This is a genomic window from Phytohabitans flavus (assembly GCF_011764545.1).
In the GTDB taxonomy this organism is placed as follows: domain Bacteria; phylum Actinomycetota; class Actinomycetes; order Mycobacteriales; family Micromonosporaceae; genus Phytohabitans; species Phytohabitans flavus.
The window spans coordinates 3,646,082-3,660,779 of sequence record NZ_AP022870.1 but is presented as its reverse complement, the minus strand read 5'-3'; the positions used below and the strand labels follow the sequence as shown (position 1 = coordinate 3,660,779).

Here is a 14,698-nt window from a genome sequence, read left to right as displayed (position 1 = left end):
AGGAGTCTGGGAAACATGGGAAGGCGAGTAACCATCGGCGATGTCGCCGCGGAGGCTGGCGTGTCCACGGCCACGGTTTCCCGGGTCATCAACGGCGGCACCGTCGCGGAGGCGACAGCCACGAGGGTGTGGGAGGCCGTCACCCGGCTCGAATACACCCCCAACGCGCTCACCAGGAGCATCTTCGCCGGACGCTCCAGCACGATCGGAGTGGTCATCCGCGATCTGAACAGCCCGTTCTACCTGGACCTCATGCGGGGCATCGACGAGGTCGCGGCGGCGAACGACAGCCTCGTCATGTTCGCCAACACGTTCCGCCACGTCGACCGTGACCTGGCCCAGGTACGCGCGATGGACGAACAGAGGGTGCGCGGCCTGATCGTGACGACCGGCGAAGGCTCCGACAAACTCACTCGCCGGATGGCCGAGCGCGGCACGACCTGCGTCATCGTCGCGCGCACAGTGCCGGACCCACCACCCGGTCTGCACTCGATCAGCCTGAACAACGTCGAGGCGGGCCGGCTGATGGCCACACACCTGGCCGCGTGCGAGCGGTCGGCGGTCGGCGTCGTCAGCTCCGGTGGGCGCCCATCCCAGATCGAGCGCACGGAAGGTCTGCGGCGCGGGCTGGCCGACCTCGGCCTGTCGCTGCCCGAGGACGCGGTGATCGCGGCGGAAAACGACAGCGAGGTGGACCGGGCCGTAGGTGCGCTCCTCGCCGCCGGCCACGCCCGCGGAAAGCCGTTGGACGCGATCGTCTGCACCACCGGCCGGTTGACGGTCGCCGCGTACTCGGCACTCGCCGCCCGCGGCATCGCCATCCCGGACGACATCGCGTTCCTGACGATGGACGACTTTCCCTGGGCGGCCATGCTCGGGATCACGGTAATCGACCAGCCCTCCTACGAGATGGGCCGCCGCGCAGCCGAACTCGTCGTAGACACCCCCAGCGACTCGGTCGAACTCGTCTTCGAGCCGGCCCTGGTCGCCCGCACCTCATGCGGCGAGAAAAAATGATTTGAGCTACCGCGATGTCCGCGGTGGTCCGGACCGTCGCTCCCGCGGCCTCACCCTTCGCTGTTGGGCAAGCTGACCCCCGGGTCGTGGTCGGCCGACCGCGACCTACACTGCCGGTCCGCGTTCCGGCCAGCCTTGACCTGGCTCGGCGGTGGGCGCGGGGTCTGTCCAAAGGCAGGCACGCGCCCAAAGGGCGCTCGATTTGCTTTGATCGACGCTACGACGGGCCGCCGTCTGGCAGATCGTGGTATCTATTTGCCCCTGGAGGGGCAGTTGGATACCAAGATCCGTCGCGTCTCAAAAATCGAATGTGACCCCGACCCTGAAAGATCTCACAATGGTGGACGCAGGTGGCCTTGATCGGTGGGTGCTCTGGTCGTCCGTGGCGAGAAATTGCCCCTCCAGGGGTAATTTCTCGCCACAATCGCAGCGCGACACTTTTTTGCTTACGTCGATCAAGGAAATCGACGGTCATCGGCCTTGATCGGCCGTCCTTGCGCGGAGGGTCGATCCCCGTCAACGCGAATCTCGGGCCTCCGGCCCTCGACTGATCCCGACCTTGAGTTGGGTATTCCCGGTCCGTGTCAGTCGCGGACCGTACGCCGAGATCGCCGACTTCCGTTGCCAGGTCCGCGGTCCAAGCCCGACCCCCAGGGGTTCCTCTTCCAGATCGACACCTGGATGCGGCCGCCGGTCAGGAAGAGCTGGCGCAGGCCGAGGTCCGCGACCTCGCCCTCGGCCTGTCGGACGAGGGTAGAGGTGGGTGCGCGGACCGGGCGGCGGAGGTCGTGGTCGGCCGACCACGACCTCCGGGGGGTGAGCTTTGCCAACTGCGGAGGGTGAGGCCGCGGGAGCGACGGTCTGGACCACCGCGGACATCGCGGTAGCTCAATCTCCTTGGATTTGGATCTTTATCCGCGACAAGACACCGAGGCCGCGCTGACTCCGAAGGGCCTGGGTGGGGGGTCAGGCGGTCGGTGGTGGCGCCGTGGGTGCGGCTGGGTCCAGTGCGGCCTGGACCGCTGCCGCCTCCCAGCCGCGTAGCAGTGCCTCGCCGTCCGCGGGCGAGATCACGTGGGTGTCCATGAACATCGTCGCCTGTATCGCACCGGGGACGTCGTCCACGTGGACGATCAGTGGCTCGAAGGGTATGTCCTGGCGGGTCGTCCAGCGGAACGTGCCGCGCGCCACCGCGTCTCGCAACTGTGGCACCGCCGGTGCCGGTGCCGACGCGTCCGGCTGCGCGAGCATCGTGCGGTCGTTGAAGTAGCAGGGCAGCTCCAGCTCGCCGCCGCGCTCCGCCACCACCCGGCGCACCAGGTCGTCCAGCTCCACCGGGTTGTAGTACGCGTTCTTGTAGCTGGTCAGGGATGTCCGCTGGGCCCGGTCGACCGCCTCGGCGAGCGAGATGCCCGCGACGTCGAGCAGGCACACGCCGTACTGCGCGAGCATGCACACCACCCGGTCCAGCCCCGGCCGGAACCGGTTGTGCACCATCGGCCGCACTGCCACCGGGTTGATGCCGGTGACCCTGGCCAGCGCGACCGCGAATAGGCCCAGCAGCGCCGGTGCCGCGGCGGCCCCGGTGCGGGCGCGGACCGCGTCGAGCGCGGGACCCAGCGCGTACGAGACGAACTCGCCGCGCCAGTGCCGTGGCTGGCGCCTGTCTCTCGACTCGGGGAACTGGCGTAGCGGCATCGTGCGCAGAACGCCCTCCCAGTGCCGCAGCGCCGACGTATTCTGCCGCTGGCCGGCCGGTGAGGACTGCCAGCGTGCCTGCTCCAGCGGCTGCGCGGCGGGCACCGCCGCCGTCGACCGCACGTCGAGCTCATCGAAGAGCACCCGGGCGCCCAAGCCGTCCGCCACCAGGTGGCACATCACCATGACGAGGTGGGTGAGCACGTCGTGCGTGCGGACGGCGCCCATCCGGATCGGCCAGTCGGCGGTGAAGTCGTACGGGGCGTGCTGGTACCTCAAGCGCAGCTCGTCGGCGACCTGCTCCGGATCGGCGTCGCCGGCGTCGACCACCTCCAGCGCGATCTCGCCCGAGGCGGCCACCACCTGCCTCGGAGCACCGTCCGGCTCGAACGCGAGCCGCGTCCGGGCGGCGGGGTACCGGCTCATCACGTACCGCAGGCGGTCCGCGAGCTCCTCGACCGTGGTACCGGCCGGCAGCGGGATCCACACGCCATTGGGCAACCAGGACTTCTGGCGGACCATCGCCTGCCAGATGTCCATCTGCCCCCAGGACAGCTCGCCGGCACCGGCGCCGTCCCCGCTGAACCCCACGACAACCTGATCAGCGACCGTGATCACTGGGCAGCCTCCCTGCTCCGACGACATCAGCGGGATTTGACCGGCGAAGAACTGAAATAGAAAGGAAACCTTCCTGATGGTACCGGAGTGCGGCGGGCCGTCATACCGTCCACGGTGGACACTCACACGATGTTGTCGCAATAACGACAGTGACCATGGCTTTCCGTTGCCCTGGCGTCATCCGTGACGGTCCGGAACCGGTACGCCACTCTGTTCGTTCGGCCGACCGCTCTCCGCCCTTAGCGTGATCTGTACCGGATGTCGCGCCCGTAGCATCGGGTTCCATGCCGGACTGGAGCCTCGGAGCCGACCTCGGTACCAGCTTTTCCGCCGCCGCTTTCGCGGTCGGCGACGGCGTCGAGGTGCTCGAGGTGGGCCGCGAGCGGCGGATACCGTCCACAGTGCTCCTCGACGACAGCGGCCGCCTGGTCGCCGGCGGTCTGGCGCAGCGGTTGACCGGCCGCTCACCGGAGCGGGCCGAGCGAAACCCGAAGCGGTACGTCGGTCGTGGCCCGATGCTGCTCGGCGGCACACCGGTCGAGGCGCGGGAGGCGATGGCCGCGCTGCTCGAGCTCTTCGTCGCCGAGGGGCGCGCCCGCTTCGACGGCGCCTACCCCGCCTCGGTCGTGCTGACCCACCCGGTCGCCTGGGACGAGCAGCGGCAGGCCATCCTGCGCGCGGCCGCCGAGATGGTCGTGCCGCGCGCGGAGGTGCGGCTGGTCACCGAGCCGGTCGCGGCCGCCGTCCACTACGCCGGGAGCCACAGCCTTGGCCGGGACGGCCGGGTCGCCGTCTACGACCTCGGCGGCGGCACGTTCGACAGCGCGGTGCTGGCGTCCGAGGGCGAGCTGTTCACGGTCGTCGGGCGTCCCGGTGGCGACGACGAGATCGGGGGAGAGGCGTTCGACGAGCGGGTGTACGCGCACTTCGGCGCCCAGCTCGCCGAGCGGGTACCCGAGTGGTGGGCGCAGGTGACCAGCAACCCGGAGCGGCGCTGGCTGGCCGCGGCGGCCGACCTGCTCACCGAGGCCCGGGCCGCCAAGGAGACCCTCTCGGAGTACGACACGGCAAGCCAGTACGTGTCGGGCGCCGACGTCGACGTCGAGATCAGCCGCGCCGAGTTCGAAAACCTGATCGGCAACGACGTCCTGCGTACGGCCGACACGCTCGACGAGACGATCCGGCAGGCCAACGGCATGGGCTCCGGGCTGACCGGCATCTTCCTCACCGGCGGCGCGAGCCGCATCCCGCTGGTACAGCAGACGTTGCGCGCCCGCCACGGCGACCTCGTCCGCACGTGGGGCGACCCGAAGATCGTGGTCGCACTCGGCGCGGCCCGGCTGGCCGCCACCCACGCCCCGCCGGCCGCCACCGCGAAAGCGGGCCCGAGCGGCGGCGATACCGGCTTCGTCGCCAAGGCCCCCGCCGTGCCGCCGCTACCCGACCCCGACCGCCTCGACGTGCGGCTGGAGGGTGTGCTGGAGGCCCGCGGCGCCGGCGGCGAGGTCTACGCCTGGTGCGCGGCCCGCCCCGGCGAGGGAAGCACGCTCCAGCGCATCGACCCCGAGCGCGGCGTGCCGGACCGGCAGCTGATGCTGACCATGGTGCTCCGCTGGGCGGTCTCGCCCGACGGGCTGCTGGTCGCCGACCGCGCCGGCCCCACCACCTACCTGCACACGCTGAGCCCGGAGCTGGTCATCCGCTCGACCCGGCCGGTCATCAGCGGGCGCCCGCCGGTGCTGGTCGCCGACGGCCCGACCGGCTGGGCGTTCGTCACACCGCGCCAGCCAGCCCCGGTCGGCAACAACATGGGGCTGCCGTGGGGCGAGACCGGCGCGCTGTCGGTCATCGAGACCAACCTGACGAGCGTGTTCGCGCAGGATGCGCCTCCGGTGTCGCTGGGCGACTCGGCCCACTGGTACGTCAACGAGAACAACGCCGTGCGCCGCCTGCTCGACCAGGACAGCCCGACCGGGTCCATGCCGATGATGTCGGTCGGCAAGGAGGGCTGCGTGGTGGTGCTGGGGCAGTACAGCAGCAAGGCCCCGCTCGGCGCGTCGAGCAGCCGGCCCGGCGGCCTCAGCGGCAGTGGCCGGCACCAGAACGTACGGCCGTGGCAGGTGATCTGTACCGTCCGGCCCGGCTCGGACGTGCGCCACTCGAACCGCCGCGAGTCCAACTGGCTTTACCAGGCCGTGCACCACGCCGGACGGTGGTACGTCGCCACGGCCACCGGGCTGGAGGTCGGCGCGCTGGAGGGCAACGGCGAGCTGCTCACCGCCCGGCCCCGCGCCGGCGCGATGCGCTGGTTCGCGGCCGGGCAGCGGATCTACGCGATCGGCGTCGAGCAGGTCGTGCCCTCCCGAGGCGTGTGGATCGCCGTCCTGGAGAACGGTGCGCTGCGGCCGCTGCTCCACGAGCCGCGCACAGTGCTGCTCGGGCACCTCACGTCGACGTACGTGAACGAGCGGCCCTGCGTCGTCGTCGACGGTGACACGCTCTGGGTCGCGGTGTCCGGCGAGAACGGGCGGACCCGGATCCTGCACGTCACCCCGGACGGCACCCGCGAGCTGCGCTCCGCGCCGGGTTGGCTGGAGCCGGTGGCGAGGATCCCGTCGGGGCTGCTGTGCCTGCACGCGCTCGAGACCCGGCCGGGCGAGGGCCGGCAGCAGGCCACCCGGCTGGTGCACCTCCCGGTCTGAGTCCGGGCTCAGCCCGCCAGCCGGTCGACCTCCGCGCCGACCTCGGTGGAGAGCGCCTCGGCGCGCGCGGTGTGCCGGGCGAGCGCGGCCAGCCGTTCGCCCGCGACCCGCACCGCCTCCTTCCGCGCGGCCTCGTCCCGAGCCGAGAGGGCGACGAGCTCGGTGCGGCGGCGCTCCTGCTCGCGGCGCTGCGCGGCGAGCGCGGCGTCGACCGCCTGCTCCGCCTCGCCGCGCCACCGGGCGATGGCCCGCTCCAGCGTCATCGTCATCTCGGCACCACCACCGGCGAACGCCTCGGCCAGCGCCCGCCGCACGCCGTTCTGGCTGCGCCCGGCCCGTTCCCACTGGTGCCGGCGGTGGGTGACGCCGAGTGCCACGGCGGGACCGACCACGAACGCGAACGGCCCGGTCAATGGCAGCAGCAGGCTGGTGAGGCTGGCCGCGATCGCGAGGCCTGGCACGCCTTCGCGCAGCATGTCGAACCGCGCGTTCGTGGGCGCCGTGCCGAGGTCGAGCCGGGCCCGTACCGCCGGCGGCATCTGAAGCTTGGCCAGGTCGATGTCGATCGGGTCGAGCCCCATGGCGGCGAGGAAGTCGGTCAGCACCGCCGTCACCCGGTCCTGGACCTCGGCGGTGAGCGTCGACCACACCGCCTCCAGCGAGCGTTCCACGCTGTCGGGCAGCTCGGCGAGGAAACGGTCCACTTTGGTGGGTGTGGTGAGCTCGGCGACCGCCGCGTCGTACGGGCGGCGCGCCTCGTCCAGCCGCTGGCGCACCAGGGTGGCGACCTCCCGGCCGAGGAACTGGTTGTCGACCGCGAGGCGGTGCCGTTCGCGCGCCCGTTGCGACACCTCCTGGAGGGTGGCCTCGACCTCGGCGAGCTTGGCCTTGACCGTCTCGGCGTCCTGGCTCGCGGCCGCCCGCCGGTCCTCCTGCGCCACCGCGAGCGCGCGCAGGACCGAGACGGTGCCGGACAGCACCCGGCCGCACCGCGCGAGCTCCCGCCCGGCGGCGCACGCGCGGAGGTACCCGACGAGCCTTTCCATGCCGCTGCGGGTCCACAGCTCGTCGGCCCGTGCGGTCGCCCCGGCCGCCCGCCGCGCCGAGGACGCGTCGGCGAGCTTCGCGCTGACCGGTATCCACGGCGCGTTGAGCAGCCGCTCGCCGGCCCCGTCGGGCAGGCCGGCGGCGAACGCGGCGAGCCGGCGCTTGTTCTCCTCCAGCAGCCCCTGCCACGAGGAGGAGTCCTCCACTTTGGTCAGTACGAAGGCGATGGCCCGGATGCCCTGCGCCGCCTCGGCCAGGAACTCCAGCTCGTGGCGGAGCACCGGCTGGTCCTGCGCGCTCAGCACGAACAGCAGCGCGTCCGCCTCGCGGAGCATGGCGACGGTGGTGTGCCGGTGCCCCAGGGTGAGGCTGTCCACGCCAGGGGTGTCGACGAGCCGTACGCCGTCGAGCACCGGATGGTCCACTGTGATCTCGACGCCCACGACGTCGCGCATGCGGGTCGGGTCGCCCGCCGCGGACGCGTAGTCGGCGATCTCGTCCGGCTCGACCGGCAGCGACACCACCTCGCCGCCCTCGCGCCGCTGGACCGTGGCGGTCAGCGACGGCCCGCGCCGCATCGACAGGTACGTGTGGGTGGCGATGTCCACATCGACCGGTACCAGGTCGGGCCGCTCCACGACGGCGTTGACGAGCCGGCTCTTGCCCCGCTTCTGCGCGCCGGCGACGACGATCGTGGCGGTCGCCTCGGTCCACCGCCCGGCCTCGGCGGCGAGTACGGCGGCGAGGTCGTCCCGCCCGTACCGCTTGGCGAGCGCGTGCACGTCGTTGGCGTGGCCGAGCACGCGCTGCACGATCGACGGTGCCTCAACCGCGGTGGACATCGGCGGTTTCCTCCCAGGAGTCTGCGGCGGACCAGATCGCCTCGTACACGTCACACACCGCGGTCACCGCGCGGCGGTCGGCCGCCGGCAGCGGGCGGTGCAGCAGGGCGCGGAACCGGGCGACGTGCGCCGCGGCGGCCCGCGCCACCGCGCCGGGCTCGGCATCGGGCGGGGCGCCGACCTGGCCGGCCAGGTCGACCCCGGTCAGCAGGGCTCGCAACGCGACCTGGTCGGCGGCGGGCACCACGGGCGAGTCGAGCAGCCGCCGTACGTCGCCGGTGACGGGCAGCGCCGACCGCGGCTTGACCGCCGGCGTCCGCGCCGCTGGCACTGTGCTCGCGGGGCGGCCGGTCGCCAGGCCCTCGAAGACGCCCAGCACGTCCCGTGCCCGCTGCCCGGCCACGGCGGTGCCGGCGGTGACCGCCAGCTGGCGCCACCGGATCGTCGCCTCCCCGGCGGCAGCGGCGGCGGCCCCGGCCGGCGCACCGGGCTCGAGGCCGAGTTGGGCCGCGGGATCGTCGTTGCGGGCCAGGCGCAGCAGCTCGCCGAGCATCTGTTCGTCCAATGTGAGCTGACCGCGCCCGACCGCGTCGACGGCCGCGACCACCCGGAGCCCGGCGAGGCTGCCGCTGATCGGCTGCCCGTCGTCGAGGGTCGCGGCGAGCGCGGCCAGCACCGGCCGGTCCGCCTCGCTCGCCGGAGCGCGGACGAGGCCGCGTAGCCGGTTGATGGCCGCCAGCGCCTTGAGCTGCTCGGCCCGGTGGGTGAAGTGGGAGATGCCGGAGGCGACGCTGCCCGCCCCGTCCCGCCCGGCGAAGCCCGATGCCGCCAGCAGGACGCCGCGCAGCCCGTCGAGGTCGAGGTCACGCTCGCGGAGCGCCGACGTCGCCACCCGGATGCCGTACCTGTGCAGCCGCGCGACAAGGCTTCGCCGGACCCGCACCGGTACGGGGTAGTCCGGCGCGGTCGCGAACTGCTCGACGTCCAGCAGCAGGTCGTCGAGGTCCCACTCGTCGAGCGCGGCGAGGGCGCGCAGGCCGTCCAGCTCCGCCGCGCCGAGGACCTCCGCCCGGGCCGCCTCGGCCAGCAGGCCCACCACCGGCACCACGTCGAACACGGATGTGCGCAGCTGCTCGTACGCCCGCGCGGCGAGCCGCCGAGCCGACGGCCACGGGTCCTCCTCGTCGCCGCGGCGGTCGACCTGGCTCAGCACCGCCAGCGTGTTCACCCCGGTCATCCCGCAGGCGGCGGAGAGGGTACGGAAGTCGGCCAGCGTGCTGGCGTCGAAGCGCTGGACGTACCGCAGGACGTACACCAGCGCCTGCGCGTGGTCGCCCGCGCCGGTGCCGAAGAGCATGCGGCGGGCGGCCTCCTCGTTGGCGACCGTCACCGTGTTGACGCCGGGGTGTCGACGACGGTCAGCCGCCGCAGCGCGGGGCAGCGCAGCGTCACCCGGATCCTGGCGACCCGCTCGACAGGTACGCCGAGCCGCGCCGGCATCCGCCCGTCCGGGTCCAGCCGGCTGTGGCGGACCCGGCCGTCGACAAGCTCGATCGCCACCTCGCCGTCCTCGTCGCCGTACTCGTACGACGTGACGACCCGCGTGCACTCGCCCGCGTCGGCCGGCGCCACCGAACGCTCCAGCAGCGCGTTGACCAATGTGGACTTTCCGCCGCTGACCGCGCCGGCGACCGCCACCTGAAGCGGCTGGCCCAGCTGCTCCCTAATTTCGCGGAGCCGCTCGCGCAGGCCACGGTCGCCGATCCGGCTGGCCGCGTCCGCGCAGAGCCGGCGCAGCGTCGCCGCCGGGTCGAGGGCGCCGGTCACAGGGAGTCTCCGGGGAATGGGTTGCCGAAGTCGTCGTCGAAGCCCGGGTCGTCGAACCCGTCGTCCACAGAGGAGTCCACATCGGACCACGGCAGGTGCTCATTCACCTCGGGTACCGCAACGTCGTCGAAGATCCCGTCGCCGTCGAAGGGGTCCGTCCCCGCGAGCACGTCGTCACCGATCAGGAGGCCGGCCGGTGGATCGGGGGTCGCCGGGTCGAACGTGTGCCGGAACATCTCGGCCCGCTCCGCCGGGGCCAAAGCCGGAACGGAGTCGAACAAGAGTCCCGCGAAGGCCGCCCGGGCGTCCGGACTGTCCACCGGAACGTCGCTCCCAAATGGACCATCGTGCATACCGGAATCCCGCTCGGACATCACTGTCGCCACACTGTGTGCTCAACCGACCGCGCCATGGTCTCATACCGTCTTGTGGGGACGTTCCATGCCATGGCTCGTTGATGCCCGACAAGCCGACAGCCGAGGGCGACGACGGGGAAGCCGATCTGCTCGCCGCCGCCCGGGCGGGTGACCAGGAGGCCTTCCGGCAGCTGTGGAGCCGGGTCGAGCGGCCCGTCTTCGGCGTCTGCCTGCACCTGACGGGCAACCGCAGCGACGCGCTCGACGCGGTGCAGGAGACCCAGCTCGCGGTGTGGCGCCACCTCGACCGGTTCCAGCGGCGCGCACCCTTCCCGGCCTGGGTGCTCGCGATCGCCCGCAACGCCGCCCGGGACGTGGTCCGGCACCGGTCGGCCGCCGGCCACACCGGGCTCGACGGCATCGAGGAACGCGGCGACGGCCGTCCACCCTTCGCGGACGCCGTCGCCGAGCTCGTCGACCTCCGCGCGGCCCTCGCGGTGCTGCCGGACCAGCACCGCGAGGCTCTGCTGCTGTGGGCCGGCGGGATGACGTACGAGCACGTCGCCGCCGTACAGCAGGTGCCGCTGAACACCGTCAAGACCTGGATCTACCGCGCCCGCCAGCAGCTGCGCGCCAGGCTCGCCGGCTGAGCGGAGCCGGCTCACCGCCGCTCCGTCGGAAACGGCTCGCCGGCCATGTCCGCCCGGTAGACCACGACGCGCGGCGGCCGCAGCAGCCGGCCGTTGTCGACGTAACCGCAGCGGACGGTCTGCGCGACCACGTCGTGCTCGGCACGGCTCGGCGCCGGGATCGCCTCCACCGCCTCGTGCACCCGCCCGTCGAACCGCTCCCGCCCGACGACGACCTCCCGTACGCCCACCGCGTTCAGCGCGCCGAGCAGGTCGCGCCGCAGCCCTTCGTTCCGGTCGAGCTGGTCGCGGTACCGGACGCAGGACTGCACCAGCGTGTCGCGGTCCAGGTCGGTACGGGCAAGCAGCCGGTCGACCTGCTGGGTGATGGCCGGGCTGACCCCGCTGGCCGCGACCCGCCGCAACGCGTCGACGAGGACCGCCGTCGCCGGCACGCCCCCGGTCGGTGGCGGACCGAACGTCCGGGGACCGCGTGGCTGCGCCTGCGATGTCCACACTGGACGGCCCGGGTCCTCGCCGCCCCGCCGGGACCACAGGACCAGGCCGGCGGCGCCGGCGCCGAGCACCAGGACGACCGCACCGCCCACCAGCCACCACGCGCCGCCGCCACCGTCCGCGGGCGCCGGTGCCGGCGTACCGGTCGCCGCCGGCGCCGACGTGCGCGCCGCGGCGGTGGGCGTGGGTGTCGGCTTCGGCTTCTGCGTCGCCGGCGTCGGACCCGTAGCCCGGACGACCGGCTGCTTGGCCGGGCCACTCGGTGGTGGGGCGGTGGTGGCCCGCAGGTCGCGTACCGCCAGCGCGGCCCCGCCGTCCGGGCCGGAGGCGGCCACCACCGGGGCGGCGCATCCGCTCACGCAGTACGCGAGCAGGAACGCCGCCACCAACCGCGCGGCCGGACCGCGCTGGATCACGAGCGGGCCTGCTCGCTCTGCCACACCGCGTCCTCGGCGCGGGAGACGGCGTTCTCCGTCTCGATGTAGGTGTCCGTCTCGATCCGGGACGCCTCTTCGCTGTACTGGCGGTCGAGGTTGCCCTGGTAGATGTCGTTGCTGACCTCGCGCTGGTAGATGTCGCCCTCCAGCAGGCGGGAGTTCTGCGCCGCGTTGTCGGCGCGCTCCATCGCCGCGTCCACCTCGGCATCCGACACCGAGCCCGGGTCCACGACGGAGTCGTAGATGGTGCCGGCGTCGGCCATCGACGCGTTCACGCTGTCGACGATGGCGGCCGTGTCGCCGGTCAGCCCGTACGTCGTCGCCGACGGGCCCGCGTCGGGGAGGGTCGTGGCCGGCACGTCGAAGATCGGCGCGTCACCGGTGCCGACCGGGGCGCTCACCTCCACCGGGAAGGGCCCCGACGAGAAGACCTGGTCGGCCAGCCCGTCGCTGTCCACGTCGACCGCGACGTGGTCCACGCCCGCGGAGTCCCGGAACGCCTGGACGTCCGCGACGCCGTCCGCGTCGTAGTCGGTCATCATCAGGTCGGGCGCCCCGTCCACGTTCGTGTCCGTGTACTGGAGGTCGGTCTGACCGTCGCCGTCCACGTCCACGAGCTGGGTGTCGATGATGCCGTCCCCGTCCAGGTCGTTCCACTGCTCCGTGACCTGGTCGTCGCCGATGTTCGCTTCCATTGCCCCTCCCTTGGCCAGTGCCGCCGTTCGCAGGAGAGACCCGAGTTTGGGCGGGATTGTTTCAACCCCGCCCAACATTTTTTCGGCGACGACCCCGTCCCTGGTGGATCGGGCGTTTCAGTCGGTGGGTGGTTGGGGGATGGGCCGCTCGACGAAGGTGGGCGCCGGTGCGGTCTGCCGGGCTGTGCGGTGGAGGAGCGTGGTCGGCTCCACGATCTCGTACAGCCGGACGCTGTTGGCGGCGGTGCGGACCACGAACGCCAGCTTGGTGCCGTTGGTCGAGGTGTAGGTGAACATGGTCGGGTCGGTGGGGTAGGGCTCGATCACCGACTCTGGCTTGGCGATGATCCAGTTTCGCCAGGTGTCTGCGCCCTGCGCCGTTTGGGCCGAGTAGTAGATGATGCCTTCGGGCGTGCGGGTGAGCACGGATACCAGGCCGGTGTTCGGGCTGAGCACGGCGGTGGGCGAGCCGACGGGGGTGATCGTGTCGTCACCGACCGGGGTCCAGGTGCCGGGGAAGGTCCCGTCGCTGTGTTGCAGCTGGGCCATCACCGGACCGCTGGTGTGCCGGGCGAAGAGCATGAGGCGGAATCCGGGGATCGTCACCACCGCGGGTGTGCCGGTGAATCCGGTGCCGCCGAGGCTGGTAAAGGTGCCTAGGGTGCCGTCGCGGTAGGTGGCGGTGTGGACGGTTCCGGCGGCGTCGGTGACCGTCAGGATGGCTGAGCGGTCGGCGGAGGCGGTGACGACCGGGTTGCCGGTGAATCCGGTGCCGCCGAGCTTTCGCCAGGCCATCAGGTCGCCGCTCGGCCCGTCCTGTCGCCGGGACCAGACCGCTCCGTCGGCGTCGAGGGCGAAGACGACGAGCGTGTTGTCCGACAGCCGGACGGCCGCGGGCGTCGACTTCATCGCGCCGGCGAGGTTGGTCCACGGGTTCCAGGCCGGCGTGCCCGCCGTGGTCTGGGTGAGCTGGCGTGCGTCGCTGGTCGTGCTCTGCGACAGGATGTGCACCCGCTTGTCGGCGCCGTCGGTCAGGGCCGGCTTGCCGGTGTAGGCGCCGCCGTCGGACACCGTTGTCCACTGTACTGAGTTGAAGTCGTCCGGGTTCTGCCGTCCGTGGCGGAGCTGCCCGATGTTGTCGGTGTAGGCGTACTCGAGAGTGCCGAGCGCGGTGTCGCTCGCGGCGGCCTGCATGGCGCCCGTCGGTGCGTGGCTCTGAACTGTGGTGACGGGGCGGGTCGGCGTGTGGGAGACGTTGAGCCGGCAGGTGTTGGTCGACGCCGCGACGTTGCCGAAGCCGGCCCAGCCTGCCCCGAGATCCGGTTTCTGTACCGCCCAGGTGTTGTTGTCCTCCCGGAACCGGTACTGGTTCATGGCGCCGGTCGCCTTGATGCCGAAGAGGGTGTCGCCGCCGACGGAGAAGACGCCCTTGGTGAAAGTCTGCCAGCCGGTGCCGACCAGGCGGTCCCGGTCGAGCCAGCGCTGGCTGACCGGGTCGAACCGGTAGCGGAAGAGCCGGCCGTCCGCTGCGGCCCGGGCGTAGAGCACCCCGGTGCTGCCGGCGACGATGAGGTTGTAGCGGTCCCACCCGGTGTCGATCACGCGGCCGGCGACGACCCAGCTGCGGGCCGTTTCGTCGAAGCGGTGCCAGCGCAATCGGCCGGTGGCGTCGACGGTGTAGAAATCGCCGGATTCGTCGACTGTGATCTTGTCGCGCAGCGCGGCGGTGGCGTATTCCTTGAAGTCGGTGCTGATGACCCAGTTCTGCTTGCCGTCGACGAGCTCCCAATTGCTCGCGGGTCCGATCCACCGGTATCGGGTCAGGCCGTTCGCGTTGATCCCGTAGACCCGGTTGTCCGGACCGCCCACGACCCGGCCGAAGGTGTTCCAGCCGCCGCCGACCCGCACCCGGGTCTGCCATCCGCTCGTGGTCTCGCCCGGCGAGTTGAGTGGATACCGCCAGAATATGCCGCCGGTCTCCGCGGCGAACACGGAGGCCGGAGACCCGCAGACCACGGTGTCGGCGGCTTGCGCCGGCGCCTGGGTCAACGGCGTGACGATCGTTACGGCCAGTGTGCTGAGCGCCGCTCCGATCGCGCCCAGCCGCCTTCTCCTGCCCGCTGGGCGGCGTCGATCAGTGGGTTGACGCATGGCTTCGTACCCTCCCCGTATTGGGTATCGATTGATCTGACCTGGACTCGGATCTCGCATTTCCATTGCGGCGGAAAATGTCGGCCGGCCTCCTGGTTCTTTATCCTGCATCCCGGAAGTAAATGTCGCTACCTTCGGGTCGCAAGGGCGTCTGTTGCGGTCC

At 72.1% G+C, this 14,698-nt stretch carries 12 protein-coding genes; 3 read left to right on the top strand and 9 right to left on the bottom strand.

From position 1 onward, the window contains the following. Positions 1 to 15 precede the first annotated feature (15 nt). A complete protein-coding gene (locus tag Pflav_RS15905; RefSeq protein ID WP_173036870.1) occupies positions 16 to 1,017 on the top strand; it encodes a LacI family DNA-binding transcriptional regulator in 1,002 nt (333 codons plus the stop codon). A 584-nt stretch (positions 1,018 to 1,601) separates the two neighbouring features. On the opposite strand, the gene Pflav_RS15900 is transcribed toward Pflav_RS15905, so the two are convergent. Both Pflav_RS15900 and Pflav_RS15895 read right to left on the bottom strand, forming a co-directional pair. Next, complete coding sequence (locus Pflav_RS15900) at positions 1,602 to 1,847, bottom strand: hypothetical protein (protein ID WP_173036869.1); 246 nt, start codon at positions 1,845 to 1,847, stop codon at positions 1,602 to 1,604. Positions 1,848 to 1,983: 136 nt separating this feature from the next. Next, entirely contained in the window at positions 1,984 to 3,333 is a 1,350-nt protein-coding gene (locus tag Pflav_RS15895) for a condensation domain-containing protein (RefSeq protein ID WP_173036868.1), read from the bottom strand. Positions 3,334 to 3,617: 284 nt separating this feature from the next. On the opposite strand from Pflav_RS15895, the gene Pflav_RS15890 reads away from it, so the two are divergent. Beyond that, on the top strand, positions 3,618 to 6,035 hold the full coding sequence (locus tag Pflav_RS15890) for an Hsp70 family protein (protein ID WP_173036867.1): 2,418 nt from the start codon (positions 3,618 to 3,620) through the stop codon (positions 6,033 to 6,035). An 8-nt stretch (positions 6,036 to 6,043) separates the two neighbouring features. Here Pflav_RS15890 and Pflav_RS15885 read toward each other — a convergent pair whose 3' ends face one another. The 4 genes from Pflav_RS15885 to Pflav_RS15870 are packed head-to-tail and all read right to left on the bottom strand — an operon-like array spanning position 6,044 to position 10,071. After that, the gene (locus Pflav_RS15885; RefSeq protein ID WP_173036866.1) at positions 6,044 to 7,924 is read right to left on the bottom strand and encodes a dynamin family protein; all 1,881 of its coding nucleotides are present in this window, start codon (positions 7,922 to 7,924) and stop codon (positions 6,044 to 6,046) included. After that, positions 7,908 to 9,314: a hypothetical protein gene (locus Pflav_RS15880; RefSeq protein ID WP_173036865.1), complete on the bottom strand. Its 1,407-nt coding sequence runs from the start codon at positions 9,312 to 9,314 to the stop codon at positions 7,908 to 7,910. The genes Pflav_RS15885 and Pflav_RS15880 overlap by 17 nt, the downstream gene beginning before the upstream one ends. Then, positions 9,311 to 9,751, bottom strand: coding sequence for a dynamin family protein (locus Pflav_RS15875; protein WP_173036864.1), 441 nt, complete (start codon positions 9,749 to 9,751; stop codon positions 9,311 to 9,313). The genes Pflav_RS15880 and Pflav_RS15875 overlap by 4 nt, the downstream gene beginning before the upstream one ends. After that, on the bottom strand, positions 9,748 to 10,071 hold the full coding sequence (locus tag Pflav_RS15870) for a hypothetical protein (RefSeq protein ID WP_173036863.1): 324 nt from the start codon (positions 10,069 to 10,071) through the stop codon (positions 9,748 to 9,750). The genes Pflav_RS15875 and Pflav_RS15870 overlap by 4 nt, the downstream gene beginning before the upstream one ends. Positions 10,072 to 10,208: 137 nt before the next feature. Here Pflav_RS15870 and Pflav_RS15865 point away from each other — a divergent pair, with 137 nt between their 5' ends. Beyond that, entirely contained in the window at positions 10,209 to 10,757 is a 549-nt protein-coding gene (locus tag Pflav_RS15865; RefSeq protein WP_173036862.1) for an RNA polymerase sigma factor, read from the top strand. Between the two features lie 11 nt (positions 10,758 to 10,768). Here the strand turns inward: Pflav_RS15865 and grpE are convergent, their stop codons facing one another. The 3 genes from grpE to Pflav_RS15850 form a co-directional block, all read right to left on the bottom strand. After that, positions 10,769 to 11,692: a nucleotide exchange factor GrpE gene (gene grpE, locus Pflav_RS15860; protein WP_173036861.1), complete on the bottom strand. Its 924-nt coding sequence runs from the start codon at positions 11,690 to 11,692 to the stop codon at positions 10,769 to 10,771. After that, entirely contained in the window at positions 11,665 to 12,384 is a 720-nt protein-coding gene (locus tag Pflav_RS15855; protein WP_173036860.1) for a hypothetical protein, read from the bottom strand. The genes grpE and Pflav_RS15855 overlap by 28 nt, the downstream gene beginning before the upstream one ends. 117 nt (positions 12,385 to 12,501) lie before the next feature. Next, positions 12,502 to 14,535, bottom strand: a complete 2,034-nt coding sequence (locus Pflav_RS15850) for a tachylectin-related carbohydrate-binding protein (RefSeq protein ID WP_173036859.1) — start codon at positions 14,533 to 14,535, stop codon at positions 12,502 to 12,504. Positions 14,536 to 14,698: the final 163 nt, after the last annotated feature.